The following is a 21,415-nucleotide window of genomic DNA, read 5'->3' as shown; positions in this document are numbered from 1 at the left end:
CAAGCTCATGAGTCTTACCGCAGTCGCCGAGCCGATTATGGCCGGGCGAACGACCATGGGGTCGGACATGCTGCGCAACGCCAAAACCGGATTTGGGTGGATCACCATCGTCCTTCACTGGGCGATTGCGGCGTTGATCCTTACCCTGCTCGGCCTCGGCTTCGTCATGCGGCGAACGCCCGTCGATCCGGCGCTGCAGTTTTCGCTCTATCAGTGGCACAAGTCGCTCGGCTTCACCGCACTCGGGCTGGCGACGGTCCGCGCCCTGTGGCACCTCGTCGAGGTTCGGCCGCGTCCGCCCGCGGGCCTCAGCGCGCTTGAGCGCCGAGCGGCCAGCGCCACCCATGTCGTGCTCATGATGCTCGCGCTTGCCGTTCCGCTTGCCGGCTGGGCGGTGGCCTCGACATCGACGCTGAACATACCGAGCTTCTATTTCAACTGGATCGTCATCCCCCATCTGCCGATGGCGAAATCGGAAGCGGCCGAAGACCTATGGACGCTCGTCCACATGACGCTTGCCTATCTGCTCTTCTGCTTCGTCGCGCTTCACGTCCTGGCCGCCCTCTACCACCACTTCGCACGCCGCGACGACGTCCTCGTCCGCATGCTTCAGACCGGCTCACGCCAACGCGCTTCCTCCCAAGCGGCTGGTTCGGATCCGGTTATCGCCGGAAGGAAGAAACCATGACACCGCACTCGCAATCACCAACAAAGGCCATTTCCCTGACGCTGCTGCTGGCGCTCGGGAGCATTCCGTCGCCCGCTGCGGCAGCCGCACCGGACCTTGCCGATGCTGCCGGCAACTACGGCATCACGCCAGCTTCGCGTATCCATTTCACCGTGGCGCAAGCCGGTGGCGGCGGCATTGTCGGCGACTTCGCCAAGTTTTCCGGCAATTTCCGCATCGACCGAAATGATGTCGGCCACTCGACGGTCGAGTTCACGCTTTACCCCGAGAGCGTGAAAACCGGAGAAAAGCGGATCGAGGACTTTCTGAAGTCGAGCGCCGTCTTCGACACCGCCAACTTCAGCACAGTCACCTTCCATTCGACGACCGTGAAACAGACCGGGCCGGATACAGCCGCGGTCGAGGGAACGCTGACGGCGCGCGGCATGTCGCGCAAGGAGCGCTTCTCGGTGACGCTGCTTGACTGGAACCGCGGCTCGATCGCCTTCAACATCCGCGGCAATATCCACCGGTCACCCTACGGCATGGATGTCGGCACGCCGATCTATTCCAACGTCGTCGAGTTCGACATGAACATCAAAGGGCAGAGGCGCTGAACGCCCCTGCCCCTTGCAAGTCGATAGGCGTCTCGGTCAGCCGATCTGGCTTCCGACGAAATCCTTGACGATCCGCACGATGCCGCGGCCGAGCAGGTCGTCGAGGGCTGCAATGAACTGGTCGACATGGGCGCGCTCGCAGATCAGCGGCGGCTCGAGCCGGATGACGTTGCGATTGTATTCGGTGAAGGCCACCAGCACGTCGTAGTCCCGCAAGAGCAGCGCGCCGATGAAGCCGGAGAGCGAGCCCTTGAGCTTGTCGTCCAGCATCGAGACGACAGGACGCAGCACCATCGGCAGCGTCTGGCTGAAGTCCTGGAATTCCAGCCCGACCATCAGGCCCTTGCCGCGCACGTCCTTGATGATCTTCGGATACTTCTCCTTCAGCGCCTGCAGGCGTTCGAGCAGATAGTCGCCACTGTCTGCGGCACGATCGATCAGGTGCTCGTCGTAAAGCACGTTGATGCCTTCGATCGCCGTCACGCAGGCCTCGCCCATGCCGCCAAACGTCGCCATCGCGTGGATCATCGCCGTCTTCGGGGTGCCATAGGCCTTCATGTAGACGTCGCGGCGGGCAATCATCGCGCCGACGGCGGCCTTGCCGGCGCCGAGCGATTTTGCGAGCGCCGTCACGTCAGGAACGACGCCGTAATGTTCGAAGGCATAGAAGCGGCCCGAGCGGCCATAGCCGCACTGCACTTCGTCGGCGACCCAGAGCACGCCGTACTTGTCGCAGAGCGCACGCAGTTTCTGCCAGTATTCGGCCGGCGCCTGGATGATGCCGCCGCCGCCCTGGATGGTTTCGAGCACGATGACACCGATTTCCGGGTCGGACTTGAAGACATTCTCGACCGCGTCGATGTCGGCGAAAGGCACCCGCACCGTGTTGTCGGTGATCTTGAAATCGGCGCGGTAAAGCTGGCCGTCGGTGATCGCGAGCACGCCCTTGGTCTTGCCGTGGAAGGAGTTCTCGGCATAGACGACCTTCGGCCGCTTCGGACCGGCGGCACGCTCGGCGAGCTTGACCGCCGCTTCCATCGCCTCCGAGCCGGATGAGCCGAGGAAGACCATGTCAAGGTCGCCCGGCGAGCAGGCCGCAATGTTCTTCGCCAGTGCTGCCGCATATTGCGACATGAAGGCGATGGCGATCTCGTGGCGCTTTTCGTCCTGGAACTTCTGGCGGGCGTCGAGAATGCGCGGATGGTTATGGCCGAAGGCGAGCGAGCCGAAGCCGCCGAAGAAATCGAGAATCTTGCGGCCGTTCTGGTCGGTGTAGAACATGCCCTCGGCGCTCTCGATCTTCACCTTGTGAAAGCCGAGAAGCTTCATGAAATGCAGCTGGCCGGGGTTCAGGTGATCCTTGAAGGCCGTGGTGATGTCGCCGATCGACATGGCTTTCGCCTGTTCAACGGTGACGAGATTGGGCTTGGCAACGCCGCCGTCGAGTGACGGAGCGGAAACGGCGATACGGTTCGGTCTATCCAGCATGGTCTGTCCCCTCATTCGGCCGGCACGACGACGGAAGCGGCCGAAACGGCGCCCGTCTTCTTGGCCCGATATTCGTCATAGGCGGCAATCAGCATGTCGCCATCGTTGTATTCCGCGCGCCAGCCAAGCTCGCGCTTGAGCTTGCCGGTCTCGCGCACGCACATCTCGTCGGCGATCAGATACTGTTCCGGGTCCATGATCGGCTTGTTGATCAGGTCGAAGAAGGCGAGCGTCTGCTTGACCGCGAAGGCGGGCGTCGGCAGCAGAATGGACTTCGAGCCGGCATGCTTGACCAGGTTGCCGAGCAGCTCGCGCACCGACGGCGGATTGTCGGAACCGAGGTTGTAGGCTTCGTTCGGAACGCCGCCCTTCCAGGCAAGCCGCGCGGCTTCGGCGCAATCGAACACCGAGATGAACTGGTAGGGCACCTTGCCCGAGCCGATCATCGGCACCGGCAGGTTCAAATCGATCAGCTTGAACAGTTTCTCCAAGATACCGAGGCGGCCGGGTCCGATGATCAGGCGCGGGCGGAAGATCGAAATGTTCATGCCCTGCTTGCGCCACTGCATGGCCAGCTGCTCGGTCGCCCATTTCGACTTGCCGTATTCGCCGAGCGGCTTTGCCGGATGGTCTTCGGTCTGCGGCGACTGTACCGTGTGGCCATAGATCATGTCGGTGGTGAACTGCACCAGGCGCGACGCGCCGGCGGCATCCATCGCCTTCATGATGTTTTCGGCACCGTAATAGTTGACGGGCCAGAAGAACTCCCAGCGCTTGGCGCGGACCTGCAACGGCGACAGCATCTTGGCCGCCATGTTGTAGATCATGTCGTCGGCGCCGATGCCGACCTTTTGGACGGCCTCCAGATCGGTGACGTCGCAATGGACGAAGCGCACGCGGCCGTAATGCGGGAGGTCGGACTTGACGATATCGGCGACGACGACCTCCTCGCCTTCCTTGACGAGGCGTTCCGCCAGATGACGGCCAACAAAGCCATCGCCACCAAAGATGATATGTTTCATGACTTGCTCCCGAATTCTGCGGTGCTCACCCCGGCGGCCTCAGTCGGCTTGTCTTCGGCATGGGATGAAATGCCCGACTGGGCGATAAGAACGGTTCCGGCGCAGATCAGCGCGATGCCGGCGATGCGCCAGGCGTTGAGGTCTTCGCGAAAGACGAAATAGGCGAAGACGGCAACGAGAACGTAAGCCAGGCTCAGGAACGGATAGGCAAAGGAAAGCTCGACCTTCGACAGCACGTAGAGATGCGACGCCATCGAGATGACGAAGGTCGCAAGACCGGCAAAGACCCAAGGGTTGAAGACGATCTGAAACAACCGGACGATCGCGGTTTCGGCCGTCATCGAAATCGGTCCGAGCGTCATCATGCCCTGCTTCAGCATCAGCTGCGCGGCGGCATTGGTGAGCACGGTAAAGAGAATGAATGGAATATATTTCATAGTTTTACTCCCAGTCCCGAAAATCTACTTACGGGCAAGAGACGGATATTCCGTGAAGTTTGCGCATTTAATTGAATAAAATTGTCTGCATTCTCATTCTGGCAAAGCCAGAGCGGTGCGCATCCAGAAGTTCGAAACCAGCGCCGGATCGCGCAACGTTTCGAGATTCCTCCAGAAAGGAAAAGACTTTTCAAAGACTTGCGGGGTCATGCGAGCATCCTTGTACGGATTGATCGCACCGCCTGCCTCGATCACGATGCGATCGAGCGCATCGAGCAGCTTTACTGTTCGTTCACCTTGATTGGCGAAGTCCAGCGTCAAAGTAAAACCAGGACGCGGGAAGGACAGGACGCCCCGGGAGCCGATATCGCCGAACCGCTTCAGGATCGTCAGAAACGACGCATGGCCGGCCTGACGGGCGGTTTCCATGAGCTTGGCCGTGATCTCCGGCGCGTTTTCTGCGGGATAGACGCTCTGATGCTGGTAAAGCCCGCGCGGACCGTAGAGCCGGTTCCAGGCGCCGATCGCATCCAGCGGATAGAAATAGGACGTCCAGGGAACGGTCGTCACCGTCTCGCCCGGCTTCACCTTGCGGAAATAATACTCGTTGAAGCCTTTGAGCGTTGCCCGGTTGAGCAGGTTGAACGGCGGCGAAAACGGCACCGACAGCTTCAATCCCTTGGGGATGTCGGGCAGTTCGCAGGAACCATCGGCATGATCGCCGGCAAGCAGCACCCCCCTGCCCATACGAGATCCCCTGGCGAGCTGGTCGATCCAGGCGACGGAGTATTCATGCTCGGCATCGACGCCGTCGACGAGGGCAAAGTACCGGTCCAGGTTTTCGAAGCGGATCGCGTGCTGCTGGACATGCGGCGACGGCACCTTCATCAGCCGGATATCGACGGTCAGGATCAGTCCGGTCAGCCCCATGCCGCCGATGGTCGCGGCGAAGAGTTCCGGGTTTTCGACTGGCGTGCAGGTCAGCCGCTCGCCGGTCGAACGCAGCAACGTAAAACGCGTCACGTGATTGCCGAAGGTGCCGCGCGCGTGATGGTTCTTGCCATGTACGTCGTTGGCGACCGCGCCGCCGACGGTCACAAAGGCCGTGCCAGGCGTCACCGGCAGGAAGAAGCGATGTTCGATCGCCCGTTCCAGCACCTGGCGCAGCGTCACGCCGGCCTCGCAGGTCATCATGCCGGTGCCGGGATCGAAGGCGAGGATGCGGCCGTAAAGGTTGCTTTCGATCAGCGTTCCGCGATCGTTGTGGCAACTGTCGCCGTAGCTGCGTCCGTTGCCGAAGGGCAGATAGCCATCGGCCTCAAGGCTGCCCAGCCGGTCTTCATAGTCGTCAGGCGAAATTCCAGGCCGCACGCGATTGTCGATGCGGCCCCAGCTTTCATGGTCTTGCAGGGTCATTGCGGCCCGATGGCTCCAAATAGGATCAGCAGCGCGCCGATCAGCATGGTCAGTTGGCTGCGCCAGTCGCGCATGATGAAGACGACCGGATCCTCATGCAGCATACCGCGGCGCGCAAGCATCCAGATGCGCAGCAACATATAGAGCACCAACGGGCAGAGCGGCCACAACGCCCAGGGCGTGGTGTACATCTCCTGCAGCTCCTTGCTGTGCACGTAAAGCGCCAGAACCAGGGCCGAGGTGAAGGCCGAGGCAACGCCGGCCTGACCGACCATCTCGAAGTCGACGGCCAGATAGCCACGTCCCGGCACGTTGCCGCCGTCCTTGTCCTCGAACTCGTGCAGTTCGACGTAACGCTTCACCAGCGCGAGGCTGAGGAAGAAAAAGATCGCGAAGGAGACCAGCCAGAAGGAGAGTTCGGTGCCGGTCGCGGCTGCACCGGCGACGATGCGCGTGGTGTAGAGGCCGGCAAGCGTGAACACGTCGACGAGCAGCTTGCGCTTCAGCACGAAGGTATAGGCCGTCGTCGCGCAGGCGTAGAAGGCCAGCACCCCGGCAAACTTCCAGGGCAACAGAAGGGTCAGCGCCACCGACGCGACGATCAGGCAACCGGCGAGAACCAGCGCCGTCGGCACGGACATCTGGCCGCTCGCGAGCGGCCGGTAGCGCTTCTTTGCGTGGCGGCGATCATTGGCAAGGTCCGAGAGATCGTTGATGACGTAGACGGCGGAAGCAAGGAAACTGAAGGCGAAGAAGGCGATGATGACGCTGACGATCGCATCGAAGTGCAGCACCTCGTGGTTGAGGATCATCGGCACGCCGATGAGCACGTTCTTCGCCCATTGATGCACGCGGATCGACTTCAGCGGTGCAAGCGCGCTGACCTTGCCGGTATCGAGCCGCTCGGCATCATGGTTGCGACGCCATTTTTCCGCGGCCGCGTCGGGCGAGACCACGATTGCGCGGCGCGCCACTTCGAAGACGGCGATATCGTCACGGCTGTTGCCCATGTAGTCGAAGGCGCCATCGCCGAACCGCTCGACCAGCGCCCGGCGCTTGTTGCTGCTCGTCAGGTTGAGCGCGTCGGTCGAATGCATGACCGAGGAGAACATGCCGACATGGGCGGCGATGTCGTTTGCCACGGACGGTGCCGCGCCGGTCACGAGCACAAGTTCGCGCCCGTTCTTCTTTTCCTCCGCGAGCCGGTCGATGACGGCTTGCCGGTAAGGCCAGTCTTCCGCCCGGCGGCCGGATCTAAGCGCCACTTCATGCTTCAGCCGTGCTTTGCCCTTTGCCAGCCAGAACAGCATCGGAAACAGCATCAGCGGATTGCGCAGTAGGATGATCGCCGCCCCTTCCCAAAGGGTGTCGGCGGCCAGCAAAGTGCCGTCAAGATCCACACACAGCGGAATGTGCCGTGTCTCGGTGCGCGCGTCCATGAAGTCTATCCCAGCCATAGTTGCCGGTATCATCACGACTTCAACTTTCCAGAGTGGAAACGCGCGGCCCTGTTTCGCTCGCAAATTGGCGGGCTGGTTAACAAATCCGCAGCAGCAGGGCGACGCCTAATGACCACCGATCCAGTTCAGCGCATCGCGCCAGTCGGTCATGCGCACCGGCGTTCCGTGCGAGCCGCTTTCGAAAAGCACGAGGCGCGTCGGATAACCCTTGGCTTTCAGCGACCGATAGAGCGCCTTCTGGCCCTCGGCCGGATAGACGCTGTCGCGGCTGCCATGGCTGAAGAACATCGGCAGCTTCGCCTTGTAGGCGGCGCTTTTCGTGAAGTCCGGATCACTGACGCCGCCCATCACCATCATGCCGGAGAGTGCCGCGACGGCGGAGGCGTCGCGCGAGACACCCCAGCAGATGAAGCTTCCCATCGACGCGCAGGCGAGCACGACCGGACGGCCGCCGGAACGTTCGGACGCGTATCGGACCAGGCCGGCGATATCGGCGGCCCCTGCCGTATCGAAGGACCGGACGCTCGGGGCGTAATAGACGCCGCCATTGGCGACGGCGAGATTCTTCAGCCGATTGAAGTTTCCTCCGAAGGAAAAGTCGTTGGCGCCCAGCCGGCGGTCGCCGCCGCGCCCATGGATGAAGATGACCGAAAACCCGGCGCCGCGATCGGGGCCGACACGGGTCACGTCCAGCCCGCGGCCGCCGATATCGAGCGTTTCGTTGACCTGCTCGCTCTTGACGCCAAGCGACACATAGGCGCGCTTCACCCGGCGCTCCGGGATTTCGTCGCGCTCGTTGATGTCCCGCAGTTCCTGGTAGTCGACCGTCATGTCGTCGCCGCCATCCTCCTGGCCGAGCACTTTGGCATAGGAGAACAGTTCGTCCTTGTAGGGCTTGAGCGTCTGAGCCTTTGCCGGCGAAGCGGCAATTGCCAGGGCCAGGGCGAACAGGCAGGCGCGAAACGGAAAAACAACTGTGGACACGGCCAAATGACGGGCTCCCTCTTTGGCCGCAAGCCTTGCCATTGGCCGCACCGCAAAGCAACACTTGGCCAGAAACACGGCCGTTCGTGCGAAAAATCGCCGGCGGCCGGCGCCAGAAATTCTCCTTTTGTTCGCGTATCCTGTGAGAGTCTGGCAGAATTCAGGTGATTCGACCGCCGGGGGATGGCGGCAAAGCCTGGGGCTTGCTAAGGCCTCTGGCATTCCCGAACGACAGGAACGATCCGAACGGCCCCATGGACGACAACAGCGACCTCTTCTCAATGCCCGAGCAACCGAAGCCCGTTCAGCCGAGCGCCAAGCCGGCCGTGGCTGCAGCCCCCATCGCGCGCGAAGAACCGCGCCCTGCCCCGAAGGGCAGCGATGGCAGCGATTACGATGCGTCGGCGATCGAGGTGCTCGAGGGCCTTGAGCCCGTACGCCGTCGTCCGGGCATGTATATCGGCGGCACCGACGAGAAGGCGCTGCACCATCTCTTTGCCGAAGTCATCGACAACTCGATGGACGAAGCCGTCGCCGGCCATGCGAACTTCATCGAGGTCCATCTCGATGCCGAGGGGTTCCTGACCGTCACCGACAACGGCCGCGGCATCCCGGTTGAAAACCATCCGAAATTCCCCGGCAAATCGACGCTCGAAGTCGTCATGACGGTGCTGCATGCCGGCGGCAAGTTCGACGGCAAGGCCTATGAAACCTCGGGCGGTCTGCACGGCGTCGGCGTTTCCGTCGTCAACGCGCTTTCCGACGCGCTCGAAGTCGAGGTCGCCCGCAATCGCAAGCTCTACCGCCAGCGCTTCTCCCGCGGCATTCCGCAGGGCGGGCTCGAGGAACTCGGCGACGTGCACAATCGCCGCGGCACGCGCGTCCGCTTCCATCCGGACCCGGACATTTTCGGACCGCACGCGCATTTCGAACCCGGCCGGCTTTTCCGCATGGCTCGCTCGAAGGCCTACCTCTTCGGTGGCGTCGAGATCCGTTGGTCCTGCGATCCGTCATTGCTGCAGGAAGGTTCGGAGATCCCGGACAAGGCGGTCTTCCATTTCCCGGGCGGCCTGAAGGATTACCTGGCGGCAACGCTCGGCAAGGAATTCACCGTCACCCGCGAGATCTTCGCGGGCAAGTCGGAGAAGGCCAACGGCCACGGCTCGCTCGAATGGGCGGTCACCTGGTATGGCGGCGACCAGCAGGTTCATTCCTACTGCAACACCATTCCGACGCCTGAAGGCGGTACGCACGAGGCGGGTTTCCGCATCGCGCTGACCAAGGGCCTGAAGAACTATGCCGAACTGAAGCAGAACAAGCGCGCGGCGCTCATCACCACCGATGACGTGATGATCTCGGCCGCCGGCATGCTGTCGGTGTTCATCCGCGAACCGGAGTTCGTCGGCCAGACCAAGGACAAGCTCGCCACCGTCGAGGCGCAACGCATCGTCGAAAATGCGCTGCGCGATCCCTTCGACCACTACCTGACCGACAATCCGGCAGAGGCCGACAAACTGCTCGACTGGGTGGTCGAACGCGCCGAGGAGCGCGTGCGCCGGCGCAAGGAAAAGGAAGTCAACCGCAAGACCGCCGTGCGCAAGCTGCGCCTTCCCGGCAAGCTTGCCGACTGCTCGCAGAACACCGCCGAAGGCGCCGAACTCTTTATCGTCGAAGGGGACTCGGCAGGCGGCTCGGCGAAGCAGGCGCGCAACCGCGCCAACCAGGCAATCCTGCCCTTGCGCGGCAAGATCCTGAACGTCGCAAGCGCCGGTCGCGAGAAGCTCGGCGCCAACCAGCAGATCGCCGACCTCATCCAGGCGCTTGGCTGCGGCACCCGCAGCAAGTACCGCGAAGAGGACCTGCGCTATGAGCGCATCGTCGTCATGACCGACGCCGACGTCGACGGCGCGCATATCGCCTCGCTGCTGATCACCTTCTTCTATCAGGAGATGCCCGAGCTGATCCGCGGCGGTCATCTCTATCTCGCCGTGCCGCCGCTCTATCGCATCAGCCAGGGCGCAAGGACGCTCTATGCCCGCGACGACGCACACCGCGAAGAACTGATGCGCACCGAGTTTGCCGGCCGCGGCAAGGTCGAGATCGGCCGTTTCAAAGGTCTCGGCGAGATGCTGCCGGCGCAGCTCAAGGAAACGACGATGGATCCGAAGTTCCGCACGCTGCTCAAGGTCGAGATCGACGATGTCGATTTCGAGGGCACGCGCGAGGCGGTCGACAACCTGATGGGCACGAAGGCGGATGCGCGCTTCCGCTTCATCCAGGAACGCGCCGTCTTTGCGGACAACCTGGACATCTGAGCCGGCCTTTAGCCAGCCTTTCGGATCACAACAGTCCAAATCAAAACGGCGGCCCAACGGCCGCCGTTTTCGTTTACTGGGATTGTTGGCAGCCTGACCTTATGCCGTCGGGCGAACGGATTTTTCCATGAAGAGGCTCAGCGGATCCGGCTGATATTCACCGAACGGCGGGCGTTCGACATAGCCGGCCGCCTTGTAAAGGCCGATCGCTTCCGGCTGATAGATGCCGGTTTCAAGACGGATTGCCGATAATCCAACTTGCTCTGCGCGCGCCTCCAGCGCCTGCAGCAACAGCTTGCCGACCCTGAGCCCCCTCGCCTCGGGATCGACGAACATGCGCTTGATCTCCGCCGTCCCGTCACCGGCATGTACCAGGGCGCAGCAGCCGACGATATCGCCGTCACGCCTTGCAACGAAGAACGATACCTCCGGCTTTTCCAGGCTTGACAGATCGACCATGTGATTGCTCTCGGCGGGATAGAGCGAGGCGGCGTAAGCGTCGGAGAGTTCCAGGAGACGCAGGACGTCAGCTTGGCGCGGCGTCTCCAGGGCTATGGTTACGGCAGGCAATCGGTTCTTCCTTTTCATTCAATTGCTTTGCGCCAAACTACTGCCGGCACACGCCCGGACCAATACGTCAAATGGCGCAGGTCCCCATGCCGCTCCATCAATCCGCCTAACAGGTTGAAACAATTTGTTCCGCGCTGCCGGCAACATCGCCCTATTTCGAGGAGAATCATGCAGGCATAGGTTGATCCACCACAACCTGCAAAGACGATGGGAACGCGATGCAAGCGGCGCTGATAGTCATGACCATTCTCGGCTGCGACCACGACGTCAGCCAATGCCAGTATATCTCGACGGTCAACGGCAGCTGGCCATCGATCGCGCAGTGCGACACGGATTCGAACGCGCAACTGCCGAAGTTTTCCAATGCGAACTACCCGGTTGTCGTCGCAGTTTGCGAGAGCTCGGCGCCAAGTGTGGCCGAAATGCCCGCGCCGCCGCCGGGCGCCCAGCAGAACCAGACGCTGCCCGTTCCGGCGACGGAGGCAGAACCCGAGCAAGGATTACCGAAACGCACGCTGGCTTTCCTGTCGGGCGCGATCCCCGATCGGGAAAAGCTGAAAAACATCGTGACGAAGCCGGTGCGCTATGTCGAAGATGGCTATTCCTGGGTCGCGCGCCGCTTTACCGACTGACGCGCCTGCATGCCTCAGACGAGGCCGGCCGAGATCAGGCTGTTCGCCGAGGCGACGACCGCGTCCTCCGCCGCGCGTGGCCGCCACCCGAGCACGCGTCGCGCCTTTTCGTTGGAAATGCGTGAGTCATGCACGAGTTCGCGCACGATGAGACGCAAGCCCGCATCGAAAGGTGCGGCAAGTCCCGCCAGCCAATTGGGCAGGACGAACCTTGGAAGCCTGCCCGCGTGTTCAGGGAACCGGCGCCGGAGGATAGCCGTGATATCTGCAAGGGAAAGCGTCTCTCCCGCGATCAAGAAGCGCTCGCCCGCTGCCGCGGCGACGGTCAGGGCCCGCACATGCGCATCCGCCACGTCGCGCACATCGACAATAGGCACGGCGAACTTCGGCAAGGCTGGGTAATTCCCCTTGAGCAGGTTGCGCACCACGGCGACGGATGTGCCAATATCGTGGCCAAGCACCGGCCCGAGCACCATGCCGGGATTGACGACCGCAAGCTGCAGGCCGCTTTCTGCCGCATAGTCCCAGGCTGCGCGTTCGGCAAAGGTCTTGGAGCGGTAATAGGGCGTCGCAAGCGGAGACTGCGGATCGCTCCAGTCCTCCTCCGTAAACGGCGCTCGCCCTAACCCGTAGATGACCGCGGCGACCGACGACGTGAGCACGACGCGTTTGGCACCGGCCGCATGGGCAGCCTTGAGCACCCGCAGCGTGCCGTCACGGGCCGGCCCGATCAGATCACCTTCATTGGCGGGCAAGCGAGCCGGAAATGGCGAGGCGGTGTGGACGACGTAAGAAACATCGGCAAAGGCCTTGGCCCAGCCCCGCTCCTCCAGGAGATCCGCCTCACCAAACGTCAGGCGCGCGGCATCGGTTCCTCCGGCTGATCGAATGGATTGCTCGATCTCCCCGGCGCGCCCGAGCGTTCGGACCGTGCCATGCACGGGATAGCCCTCGCGCAGCAAGGCGAGCGCGACGTGTCGTCCGACGAAACCGCCAATTCCGGTCACGGCAACGGTCGCGGTCCTCGCGTTCATATGTGCATACCTCGCTGGAACGGGTGACGCTCAGGCGGCCTGGCGTGCGGCAAGCTCCGCGTAGTGGCGGGCCGACTGGCGCTCCTCGGCAAACGCCAGGCGCTCGAGCAGATCGATCATCGCGGCGTCGGCCGGCGACTTGGCGCCACCGCGTCGAAGGCGCGCGAGCAGTTCTGCCGAGACCGTCGCATGGCCGTCAACTGCCGCCGGCCCGTCCTGACGCCACAGGAGGACGGCTGTTGCAAAAGTTTCGCTGACGTCGCGTCCAAGTCCGGCGCTTTCGAACAAGGCACGGATCGAGTGGATGCGTCCGCCGGACAGAATGGAGCGCACGCGTTTTTCGCTAACGCCCGAGAGGTCGACGATGACCGCCGAGAAAAACTCTGCGCGGCCGGTCACCAGCGCATGCAGTAGAAAAGCCGGTGTCAGTCGGCCGGTCTCGCGCAGGTGCGTGACGAGGTCCGGCAGTTCCTCGACGGCTGTCGCTCCAATCATGCCGACGGCGGCGATATCGCAGGCCTCACGGGTGACCCGCTGCACGCGGGCTTCGCCAATCGTTACCTGTACGAGGCCAAAGGCGGCAAGTGCTGCGCCGACTTCTTCGACAAGCGCGTGGCGGGCGGCACTCGGCAGGTCGTTGCGCGCAAGAAGCAGATCACGAACGGAAGCCGAATGGCCAAGGCGCTCGGCAATGCGCTTCAGCGATCGGCGCGACAGAAGCGCGCCGGGGTTTTCCAACAGGATCAGCATTTCGTCTTCGTCGCCAATTTCGGCGATCGCAGCGGCGACCCCGCGCGAAACGAAACTGCGCGCCGCAATCAGCGCGCGGGTCTCCAGCGTTCCGCGCGCGGCAAGGTCGACCAAGTCGTCGTCGGTCAGGACAGGAGAATGCGAAACGACGAGATAGGCAATTTCAGGCTGATCGCCGGCGAGGCCAAGAATGATGGCGCGCGGCACCGAGGAACAACTGCAAAGGGCTTCGGCCAAGGCAAGGCGAACTTTCGGCGACGGATCGTCCAACAGGAATGTCATCGCCATTTCGGCGGCGCGACGATCGAGGCCATTCAACTGCGCATCAACATAGGCGCGGCCGAGCGCGCTGGCGGCGCGAATTCGCTCACCCGTTCTCGCCGTTTCCACCCAGCGAAGAAATGCTTGTATGATCACCTACGCCCCACTAGACCACGCCAATGCCACCGATGTTCTGAGCCTAGCGAGCAAAGGTTTAAGATTGGTTCACCATGTCTGTTAACCGCCTCCAAACCATAAGGCCGCTGCTGCTTGCCGACGGCGACGCGCTTAGCCTGGACGTGAGTGTCCTCAACACATTGGCCGGGCTCATCCTGGATGCCGGCTCCGGTCACGAAACACGTACCGCCGCCCTCTCCCAGATGGAGAGACGCGCGTTCGCGCTGCTCGCCCGCGTCGAACCGATCGAACTGCTCCATGAAGACGAACTAAACCGACTGCTTGGCGGCGGTATCGAGGGCGCCGTGCTTATCGGATGCCGCGGCCGCGCGGACATACAGAGGCTCGACATGATGCTGCGGGTTGCCGAAGCAAGGAATGGCCTTCCGGCCGGCCGCACCAGGATCTACGCCGAATATGGCGCATCGCCCGAAGGCCTGCTGTCGCCGCACACGCTGGCGGGATGTTCGCAGAGATTGGAAGGCCTGATCTTCAACGGTTCGGCGCTGGCAAAGGCGGTCGGCTGCAAGGAGCCGGCGAGCGCTCCGCATCAGGGCGTGGCGGCGCCTATCCTCGTCGGCCGCGCCAATGTGGTGCTGAGGGCCCATGAGGCTGGCGTCCGCGCCTATGAGGTGCTGCCGCCCACGGCCGACGCGGCGGCCACGCGCTGGGCACTTTCGCAAAGCACGAACGACGGGTTCGCTTCGGTCGTCTGCCGCTCGCCCGAGCAGGCAGTCATCGCCGGCGGCGCATGACGCCGAGCCTGCACTGCAATCGTCAGCGCGTCGGGCGGGTCATCTGAAAGACGTCGCCGCCGTCGCAGTAATCCATGTAGCCGAGGCGGGCGAGCGGCTTGACCGTCGACATGTCGAAACGGCCTTCGCGGATCGCATCCTCGCGAATGTGGATCCCGACGACCTGGCCGATCACGACGTAGTTGTCGGACAATGCGCCGTCCAGATCCTTCGGCTGGAACATCTCGGTCATCCGGCATTCGAGCGCGGCGTAGGCTTCGCCGACGAAAGGCGCGCCAACCAGCGCGCCATCGACCGGCGTCAGTCCGGCAATCTCGAATTCGCTCTCGCCATGCGGCGCGGGGATCGAGGTCTTGTTGACGGCATCAGCCAGATCACGACTGGCGAAGCTCGCCGTGAACTCGCCGGTCGCCTCGATATTGCGAACCGAGTCCTTGTAGCCGCTGGACGAAAACATCACGAGCTTTGGCCGGTCGCTGATCGCGTTGAAGAAGGAATAGGGCGCGAGGTTCAGCGCGCCCTCGGCCGACCGCGTGCCAATCCAACCGATCGGCCGCGGCGAAACGATCGCCTTGAAGGGATCATGCGGCAGACCGTGACTGTTCGAGGTCGTATCGTAAAACATCAGGCTTCCTCGCCGACCCAGGTGACGATCTCGGCAAGCTCCGGCCGCGGCCGCTCCGTCGGCGGCACCATGGCGGTGCCGATGTGGATGAAGCCGGCAATTTTCTCGCCCGGCTTCACGCCCAACAACGGATAGGCGCGCTCGTCGAACGCATACCACTCGGTCAGCCAGTTGGAGGCATAACCGAGAGCGTTGGCGGCCATCAACAGGTTGAGGCAGACGGCGCCCGCCGACATGACCTGCTCCCATTCCGGGATCTTGAAATGCGGCGCGGCGGTGCTGACGACGGCGACGACCACAGGCGCGCGCGACAGGCGGGTTTCCTCGACCTTGATCATCTCTTCTGACAGGTCTGGCTTCAGCTCGAGCGCCATCGCCTTCAGCTTCGCGCTGATGCGCACCCTCTCCTCGCCGCGATAGACGATGAAGCGCCAGGGCGCGAGCTTGCCGTGGTCCGGCACGCGCGAAGCGAGCTTCAGCATTTCCTCGACCTCGGCCTTGCCGGGGCCTGGGCCTCCCATCTGGAAAGCGGGGATGGAGCGACGGGACGTCAGGTAGTCGACGAGCTTAATTTCGGTTTTCATGTCAGATGAATTCCACTAATTTGCCGCCCCACAGGCAGCCACGAAAATGCCATACCGGCGTCCCAAGTGGAGTCACTCAGTCAGGAAGTCAACTGTTCTCATGCGTGCACTCTCTCGTATTTTCCTTCAGACCGGCCTTGCGATCCTTGTCGCCGGCACCGCGACGGGAAATGTGTTCGCCGAGGATGCGACCCAGGCGTTTGAAAACTTCCCCTCGATCGCCGGCCCGCGCAAGATGCCGAAGCTGACGGGCTTCAGCCCGTTGACATCGGATCCGCTTGCGGACGGCACGCTGAAGGATATCAAGCTCGAGGCGCTGCTTGTCGAAAAGGGCGGCCCCGTCGAAGCTGGCCTGACCTGGCGCGTGTTCAGCCCGATCCCCGGAAGCGACGGCAAGCTGCCGCTTCTCGCAACATCGGAAGGCGGCTCGACCGCGTTCAACCTGGTGCCGGGAGAATACTTCGTCAATGTTTCCTTCGGACGCGCCTCGGCGACACGCAAGGTCCGCGTGCCGGAGCAAGGCGCGCTCGACAAGCAGGTGCTGGTGCTCGATGCCGGAGGTATGAAGCTCAATGCCGTCTCCGGCAGCGACGTGCGCATCCCGCCGGCCGAACTCAGCTTCGACATCTTTTCCGCCGACACCAAGAGTGACGGTGAACGGGCGCTCATCGTCGAGGACGTCAAGCCGAACACGGTGGTCCGGCTGGGTGCCGGGACCTATCACGTAACCTCCAGCTATGGCGGCACGACGAACGCCTCGACTGCGGCCGACATCCAGGTCGAAGCCGGCAAGCTGACCGAAGCAACGATGCAGCACCGCGCCGCGAAACTCACGCTAAAGCTGGTTTCAGAGCCTGGCGGCGAAGCGATCGCCAATACCGCCTGGACGATCCTCACCTCCGCCGGCGACACGGTGAGCGAAGCCAACGGCGCCTTCCCGACGCAGGTTCTGCTCGAAGGCAGCTATTCCGCCGTCGCGCGCTACAAGGACAAGATCTATGAGCGCGACTTCACGGTGAAGGCCGGCGTCAACATGGACGTGGAAGTGCTGCTCAGCAGCGGCGGCAACAATGCGAATACCAATACGAGCGTCGTGTCGGAAGCTCAGGACTAAGCCCGACGTTACGGAAAGCAGCTGACCTAACGTCAGCTTGCCCGCCGCATGAACCGCCGACGCGGCGGCGCCATGGAAAAGACCGCCTCATAGATGCGCGCCAAAAGGTCCTTGCGATCGCCACAGGCACCGAGATCCTCGGGCGTGAGCACGCCGCCGATGCGCGCCGCGATCGTCGTTCCCGACAGACGCCGGAACTCTCGGATTAACAGCGACAGCCTCAGCGTCAGCGAAATCTTGCTCGCCAGATGGAAGAACGGGCCGTTCTGACCTTCGAAGTAGATCGGGATTACGCTCGCCCGCGCGGCTTGGATCAGCTTTGCCGGAAAGATCTTCCACGGCAGGTCCTCGGCACGGCCAAAACCCTTCGGCGCAGTCGCCACGCCGCCGGCCGGGAAGATGACGATGGTCACGCCTTCCTTCAGCAGTCGCAGCGCCTCATGGCGCGTCGCGATGTTGACGGCCAGCGCCTCCTTCGTCTCTTCGAACGATACCGGCAGCGAGTAAGGCGCCATTTCCGGCACCTTCAGCAGTTCGTTGTTGATGAGGACGCGGAAGGGACGGCCGAGCTGTTCGGCAAGCGCCAGCACGGCGATACCGTCGCCGATGCCGAAAGGATGATTGGCGATGATGACGATCGGCGTATGGGGCAGGTTCCGCGGCGGCCACTCGCCCTTCGTCTGCAGCGTCACGTCGATCAGCTGCAGCATCTCTCCGAAGACGCGCTCGCTCTTGCCGACGATGTCGGACCGCCAGCGCGTATAAAGCTTGGCATAGCGGTTGCGGCCCGACAGGCCTTCCATGGAGCGAATGAACCAGCGCTTCAAGCGCCGGTCGTTTTCATTGGCGTAGGACAGCTCTTTGAACTGCACGGAAATCTCCGATGGATACGATCTTATCCGGATATTCCGCTAATATGACAGTTTGCTGACAAAGCAAGTGCTCGGGGTATCAACCCCGAGCTTTCTTTTCTGCCTTGCGCTTGAGATCCGGCGCCATGGCTTCGAGCGAAAGCGAAGCGATCGCTTCGTCGAGCGACATCGCGGTCTGGGCCTGCGAGCCCAGACGGCGGATGTTGACCGAGCGCTCCTCGGCTTCGCGCTTGCCGCAGACCACAATGACCGGAACCTTCGTGACCGAGTGTTCGCGGACCTTGTAGTTGATCTTCTCGTTGCGGAAGTCGGTCTCGACAGTGAGGCCTGCGTCGCGCAGCAGTTCGGCAACCTCGCGACCGTAGTCGTCGGCTTCCGACGTGATCGTCGCGACGACCACCTGCAGCGGCGAAACCCACAGCGGCATGTGGCCGGCGAAGTTCTCGATCAGGATGCCGAGGAAGCGTTCCATCGAGCCACAGATGGCGCGGTGGATCATCACCGGCTGGCGCTTCTCCGATTCCTTGTCGATGTAGAAGGCACCGAAACGCTCCGGCAGGTTGAAGTCGACCTGGGTCGTGCCGCACTGCCATTCGCGACCGATCGCGTCCTTCAGCGTGTATTCGAACTTCGGACCATAGAAAGCGCCCTCGCCCGGCAGGATGCCGGTCTTGATACGACCTTCCGACTGCGCCTCGATCGTCTTCAACACGTCCGTCATCACGCTTTCGGCGCGATCCCAGAGTTCGTCGGAGCCGACACGCTTGTCCGGACGGGTGGAGAGCTTGACCACGACTTCCTTGAAGCCGAAGTCCTCGTAAACCGACAGGATCAGGTCGTTGATGCGCAGGCATTCTTCGGCCATCTGCTCGTCGGTGCAGAAGACGTGCGCGTCGTCCTGGGTGAAGCCGCGCACGCGCATCAGTCCGTGCAGGGCGCCCGAGGGCTCGTAGCGATGAACGTTGCCGAATTCGGCGAGACGAACCGGCAGTTCGCGATAGGACTTCAGGCCATGCTTGAAGATCTGGATATGGCCCGGGCAGTTCATCGGCTTCAGCGCAAAGATGCGCTCGTCGTCGGTCTCGTCACCGGCAACCGTCACCTTGAACATGTTGTCGCGGTACCAGCCCCAGTGACCCGAGGTTTCCCAGAGCGACTTGTCGAGCACCTGCGGCGCGTTGACTTCCTGGTAGGTGTTGGCGAGCCGCCGGCGCATATAGGCAACCAGCGTCTGGAACATGCGCCAGCCCTTGCCGTGCCAGAAGACGACGCCCGGGCCCTCCTCCTGGAAATGGAACAGGTCCATTTCGCGGCCGAGGCGACGGTGGTCGCGCTTTTCGGCTTCGGCAAGCACGTGCAGGTACTGGTCGAGCTCTTCCTGGGTGTGCCAGGCCGTGCCGTAAATGCGGGTCAGCATCGCGTTGTTGCTGTCGCCACGCCAATAGGCGCCGGCCACCTTCATCAGCTTGAAGGCGGTGCCGATCTGGCCGGTCGAGGCCAGGTGCGGGCCACGGCAAAGGTCGAACCAATCGCCCTGGTAGTAGATCTTGAGGTCCTGTCCCTCGGGGATCGCGTCGACGAGCTCCACCTTGTAGGCCTCGCCCTTCTCGGCAAAGACCTGGCGGGCCTTTTCGCGCGACCAGACTTCCTTGGTGAAGGGCTTGTTGCGCGCGATGATCTCCTTCATCCGCTTTTCAATGAGCGGCAGGTCGTCGGGCGTGAAAGGCTCGTTCTTGGCGAAGTCGTAGTAGAAGCCGTTGTCGATGACCGGACCGATGGTAACCTGCGTTCCCGGCCACAACTCCTGCACCGCCTCCGCCATCACGTGCGCGGCATCGTGGCGGATGAGTTCGAGCGAGCGCTTGTCGTCGCGAACGACGATTTCCAGCCGGCCATCGGTCACGGGATCCGACAGGTCGCGCAGTTCGCCGTCGAGCGCGATCGCGACGGCCTTCTTGGCGAGCGACTTCGAAATCGCCTCGGCGACGTCGCGGCCGGTCGTTCCCGCGGGATATTCGCGGACCGAGCCATCAGGAAAAGTAAGGGAAACAGGATTCGACATAATGATCTCCTATCCAGTCCCGCCAACGAATGCGGGTGGTATAGTTGGCCGGCGGTGCCGGTGAATTGACGATACAGCGTCGCATCCGTCAGACGCGCAGGGATCGCTGTAGTGCTTTGGATTGCTGCGTGTTTTTCCCCAGATCGCAGAACGACCCGCGGAAACACGCCGTAGCCTGATAAAGGGTTTTCGAAAGTGAGTAAAGGCGAGGCTGCGGCGGGCGCTAGCTGCGCAGCATCTCGGAAAGCCCCTTCACCGTGTTCCAGTTGCGGAACGTGCCGATGCCGAGCCGCTTGGTGGTCATCGCGCCGAGCAGCTTCGATTCGCTCGCCTTGCCGGGAAAATGCACCCAGAGATCGCCGTCGACGATCGCCAGTCGCTCGCCGGCGGTGCAGTAGCGCCGAAGTCCTTCGAGTGCCGTTTCCGTAAGGGGATCCCGCATCACCCGAACATGGACCTGCGTCGCGTCCGCCTCACCCTCTTGACGGAAGGGATTGGACGCGGCAAGCGTCTGCCAATCGGCCTCGGATCGGACAAGAATGTCGACATGCCGGCCAAACGTCTCGGCAAAGGCCGCCTCAAGCGGCATTTCGAGGTCCCGAGTGGACGTTTGTCCGGTCTGAAACACCAGATTGCCCGTTGCGACCAGGGTCCGCGGCGCTTGATAGCCGAGCGTTTCCGCCATCTTCTTGAGGTCAGCCATGACGACCCGACGGCCGGGCCCGAGGACGATACTGTAAAGCAAGGCGACGTAGCTGTTCATCATTCCCCTGTCAGGCGCGCCAGAAATCCGCAGCGCCCGCTGGCAGCCGGGCGAGCACCCGGTCGAGTTTCGCCTCGTCGATGTTGCGACGCAAGGCGCCAGCAACATCGGCAATGGCGCTGTCCGGGGAAATGTTGTGATCCGGGCGCAGTGCCTGTACCTCCCGGGTCATGGCGATGCGGCCCGAAAACGGGAGCCTCGGCTCTTCAAGGTCCCACTCGGCAACGAAGATCGCGCGGATGACAGGCGGCAGGATGTCGGCAAACAGGATGGCGTCTTCGGTGTCGAGCCGTCGCCGAAACGTCTGCAGCACCGCCTGCGCCATCGTATAGGCCTGGTTCGTCGTCTGCAGCCCGGCCAAGTCGCGGGCATCCAGAATGAAGCGCTCGAAGTCCGCGGAAGCCTGACGGTACTCCATCGGCATGGTCATGGCGGTCATCCAATCTTCGGCCGCGGCCGCCAGAAGCGCCACGGCGCGTACCAAACGAGGCGCGGCTCAAGCCGCTCGGGCACCGGATCGAAACCATGCGTTCCCCCCGGCCCGCAGCGCGCCACCCGAAACAGCGTCATCCAGCCTCCAGCCCAGAAGCCATGGCGGGCAATCGCCTCGTAACCGTATTCCGAACAGGTCGGCAGGTGCCGGCACGAATTGCCGATGAAGCTCGAAAAGGTCAACTGATAGGCGCGGATCAGCGCCATGCCCAAGAGCCGCCCGGGGGTCTTGCGAAAGGGCCCCGACCAGTTTCGGCCACGGGCCGCTGGCGCTGCCTTCTCCTGCGCAGCGTGCCGGCAATTCGGTTCGCCGCACAT

Annotated in this window: 22 protein-coding genes; 6 read left to right on the top strand and 16 right to left on the bottom strand. The window is 62.8% G+C overall.

What is annotated here, in order from left to right:
- Positions 1 to 67: 67 nt before the first annotated feature.
- Together ACIQUG_RS02030 and ACIQUG_RS02025 are read left to right on the top strand one after the other, a co-directional pair.
- Entirely contained in the window at positions 68 to 688 is a 621-nt protein-coding gene (locus ACIQUG_RS02030; protein ID WP_402320507.1) for a cytochrome b, read from the top strand.
- Positions 685 to 1,284: a YceI family protein gene (locus ACIQUG_RS02025; protein WP_402316855.1), complete on the top strand. Its 600-nt coding sequence runs from the start codon at positions 685 to 687 to the stop codon at positions 1,282 to 1,284. The genes ACIQUG_RS02030 and ACIQUG_RS02025 overlap by 4 nt, the downstream gene beginning before the upstream one ends.
- A 36-nt stretch (positions 1,285 to 1,320) precedes the next feature.
- Here ACIQUG_RS02025 and ACIQUG_RS02020 read toward each other — a convergent pair whose 3' ends face one another.
- The 6 genes from ACIQUG_RS02020 to ACIQUG_RS01995 all read right to left on the bottom strand — a co-directional run bounded on the left by ACIQUG_RS02020 (position 1,321) and on the right by ACIQUG_RS01995 (position 8,133).
- Positions 1,321 to 2,772, bottom strand: a complete 1,452-nt coding sequence (locus ACIQUG_RS02020) for an aspartate aminotransferase family protein (protein ID WP_402316852.1) — start codon at positions 2,770 to 2,772, stop codon at positions 1,321 to 1,323.
- A gap of 11 nt (positions 2,773 to 2,783) precedes the next feature.
- On the bottom strand, positions 2,784 to 3,794 hold the full coding sequence (locus ACIQUG_RS02015; RefSeq protein WP_402316849.1) for an NAD-dependent epimerase/dehydratase family protein: 1,011 nt from the start codon (positions 3,792 to 3,794) through the stop codon (positions 2,784 to 2,786).
- On the bottom strand, positions 3,791 to 4,231 hold the full coding sequence (locus tag ACIQUG_RS02010) for an EamA family transporter (RefSeq protein WP_402316845.1): 441 nt from the start codon (positions 4,229 to 4,231) through the stop codon (positions 3,791 to 3,793). Before ACIQUG_RS02010 ends, ACIQUG_RS02015 begins: the two co-directional genes overlap by 4 nt.
- 93 nt (positions 4,232 to 4,324) lie before the next feature.
- Entirely contained in the window at positions 4,325 to 5,647 is a 1,323-nt protein-coding gene (locus ACIQUG_RS02005; RefSeq protein ID WP_402316842.1) for an FAD-binding protein, read from the bottom strand.
- Positions 5,644 to 7,086: a UbiA family prenyltransferase gene (locus tag ACIQUG_RS02000; protein WP_402316839.1), complete on the bottom strand. Its 1,443-nt coding sequence runs from the start codon at positions 7,084 to 7,086 to the stop codon at positions 5,644 to 5,646. Before ACIQUG_RS02000 ends, ACIQUG_RS02005 begins: the two co-directional genes overlap by 4 nt.
- A gap of 126 nt (positions 7,087 to 7,212) precedes the next feature.
- Positions 7,213 to 8,133: an alpha/beta hydrolase gene (locus ACIQUG_RS01995; RefSeq protein ID WP_402316836.1), complete on the bottom strand. Its 921-nt coding sequence runs from the start codon at positions 8,131 to 8,133 to the stop codon at positions 7,213 to 7,215.
- Positions 8,134 to 8,345: 212 nt separating this feature from the next.
- Between ACIQUG_RS01995 and parE the strand changes: the two genes are divergently transcribed.
- On the top strand, positions 8,346 to 10,406 hold the full coding sequence (gene parE / locus ACIQUG_RS01990) for a DNA topoisomerase IV subunit B (RefSeq protein ID WP_043616536.1): 2,061 nt from the start codon (positions 8,346 to 8,348) through the stop codon (positions 10,404 to 10,406).
- A gap of 99 nt (positions 10,407 to 10,505) precedes the next feature.
- On the opposite strand, the gene ACIQUG_RS01985 is transcribed toward parE, so the two are convergent.
- Entirely contained in the window at positions 10,506 to 10,976 is a 471-nt protein-coding gene (locus ACIQUG_RS01985; RefSeq protein WP_402316833.1) for a GNAT family N-acetyltransferase, read from the bottom strand.
- Positions 10,977 to 11,194: 218 nt separating this feature from the next.
- On the opposite strand from ACIQUG_RS01985, the gene ACIQUG_RS01980 reads away from it, so the two are divergent.
- Positions 11,195 to 11,608 (top strand): hypothetical protein, encoded by a 414-nt coding sequence (locus ACIQUG_RS01980; protein ID WP_402316830.1) that lies wholly within the window; start codon positions 11,195 to 11,197, stop codon positions 11,606 to 11,608.
- 14 nt (positions 11,609 to 11,622) lie between these two features.
- Here ACIQUG_RS01980 and ACIQUG_RS01975 read toward each other — a convergent pair whose 3' ends face one another.
- Both ACIQUG_RS01975 and ACIQUG_RS01970 read right to left on the bottom strand, forming a co-directional pair.
- A complete protein-coding gene (locus ACIQUG_RS01975) occupies positions 11,623 to 12,642 on the bottom strand; it encodes an SDR family oxidoreductase (protein ID WP_402316827.1) in 1,020 nt (339 codons plus the stop codon).
- 30 nt (positions 12,643 to 12,672) lie between these two features.
- Positions 12,673 to 13,809, bottom strand: coding sequence for a DUF2336 domain-containing protein (locus ACIQUG_RS01970; RefSeq protein ID WP_402316824.1), 1,137 nt, complete (start codon positions 13,807 to 13,809; stop codon positions 12,673 to 12,675).
- Between the two features lie 74 nt (positions 13,810 to 13,883).
- On the opposite strand from ACIQUG_RS01970, the gene ACIQUG_RS01965 reads away from it, so the two are divergent.
- Positions 13,884 to 14,585 carry an aldolase gene (locus tag ACIQUG_RS01965; RefSeq protein WP_402316821.1) on the top strand — a complete coding sequence of 234 codons (702 nt, stop codon included), beginning with the start codon at positions 13,884 to 13,886 and terminating at the stop codon, positions 14,583 to 14,585.
- Positions 14,586 to 14,607: 22 nt separating this feature from the next.
- On the opposite strand, the gene ACIQUG_RS01960 is transcribed toward ACIQUG_RS01965, so the two are convergent.
- Positions 14,608 to 15,210 carry a flavin reductase family protein gene (locus ACIQUG_RS01960; protein ID WP_192445974.1) on the bottom strand — a complete coding sequence of 201 codons (603 nt, stop codon included), beginning with the start codon at positions 15,208 to 15,210 and terminating at the stop codon, positions 14,608 to 14,610.
- Complete coding sequence (locus ACIQUG_RS01955) at positions 15,210 to 15,794, bottom strand: nitroreductase (protein WP_034795936.1); 585 nt, start codon at positions 15,792 to 15,794, stop codon at positions 15,210 to 15,212. Before ACIQUG_RS01955 ends, ACIQUG_RS01960 begins: the two co-directional genes overlap by 1 nt.
- 100 nt (positions 15,795 to 15,894) lie before the next feature.
- Here ACIQUG_RS01955 and ACIQUG_RS01950 point away from each other — a divergent pair, with 100 nt between their 5' ends.
- Positions 15,895 to 16,908, top strand: a complete 1,014-nt coding sequence (locus tag ACIQUG_RS01950) for a hypothetical protein (RefSeq protein ID WP_402316817.1) — start codon at positions 15,895 to 15,897, stop codon at positions 16,906 to 16,908.
- Between the two features lie 32 nt (positions 16,909 to 16,940).
- Here ACIQUG_RS01950 and ACIQUG_RS01945 read toward each other — a convergent pair whose 3' ends face one another.
- From ACIQUG_RS01945 to yidD, 5 genes are all read right to left on the bottom strand, one after another.
- Positions 16,941 to 17,780 carry a lysophospholipid acyltransferase family protein gene (locus ACIQUG_RS01945; RefSeq protein WP_402316814.1) on the bottom strand — a complete coding sequence of 280 codons (840 nt, stop codon included), beginning with the start codon at positions 17,778 to 17,780 and terminating at the stop codon, positions 16,941 to 16,943.
- A 79-nt stretch (positions 17,781 to 17,859) separates the two neighbouring features.
- Entirely contained in the window at positions 17,860 to 19,842 is a 1,983-nt protein-coding gene (gene thrS / locus ACIQUG_RS01940; protein ID WP_402316811.1) for a threonine--tRNA ligase, read from the bottom strand.
- A 223-nt stretch (positions 19,843 to 20,065) separates the two neighbouring features.
- Positions 20,066 to 20,605: a DUF1697 domain-containing protein gene (locus tag ACIQUG_RS01935; RefSeq protein ID WP_402320504.1), complete on the bottom strand. Its 540-nt coding sequence runs from the start codon at positions 20,603 to 20,605 to the stop codon at positions 20,066 to 20,068.
- 10 nt (positions 20,606 to 20,615) lie between these two features.
- Positions 20,616 to 21,044: a DUF2267 domain-containing protein gene (locus ACIQUG_RS01930; RefSeq protein WP_402316808.1), complete on the bottom strand. Its 429-nt coding sequence runs from the start codon at positions 21,042 to 21,044 to the stop codon at positions 20,616 to 20,618.
- Positions 21,041 to 21,415: a membrane protein insertion efficiency factor YidD gene (gene yidD / locus ACIQUG_RS01925; RefSeq protein ID WP_402316805.1), complete on the bottom strand. Its 375-nt coding sequence runs from the start codon at positions 21,413 to 21,415 to the stop codon at positions 21,041 to 21,043. Before yidD ends, ACIQUG_RS01930 begins: the two co-directional genes overlap by 4 nt.

The organism is Ensifer sp. NPDC090286 (assembly GCF_044769565.1).
In the GTDB taxonomy this organism is placed as follows: Bacteria; Pseudomonadota; Alphaproteobacteria; order Rhizobiales; family Rhizobiaceae; genus Ensifer.
This window is presented reverse-complemented; position numbering and strand designations above follow the sequence as displayed.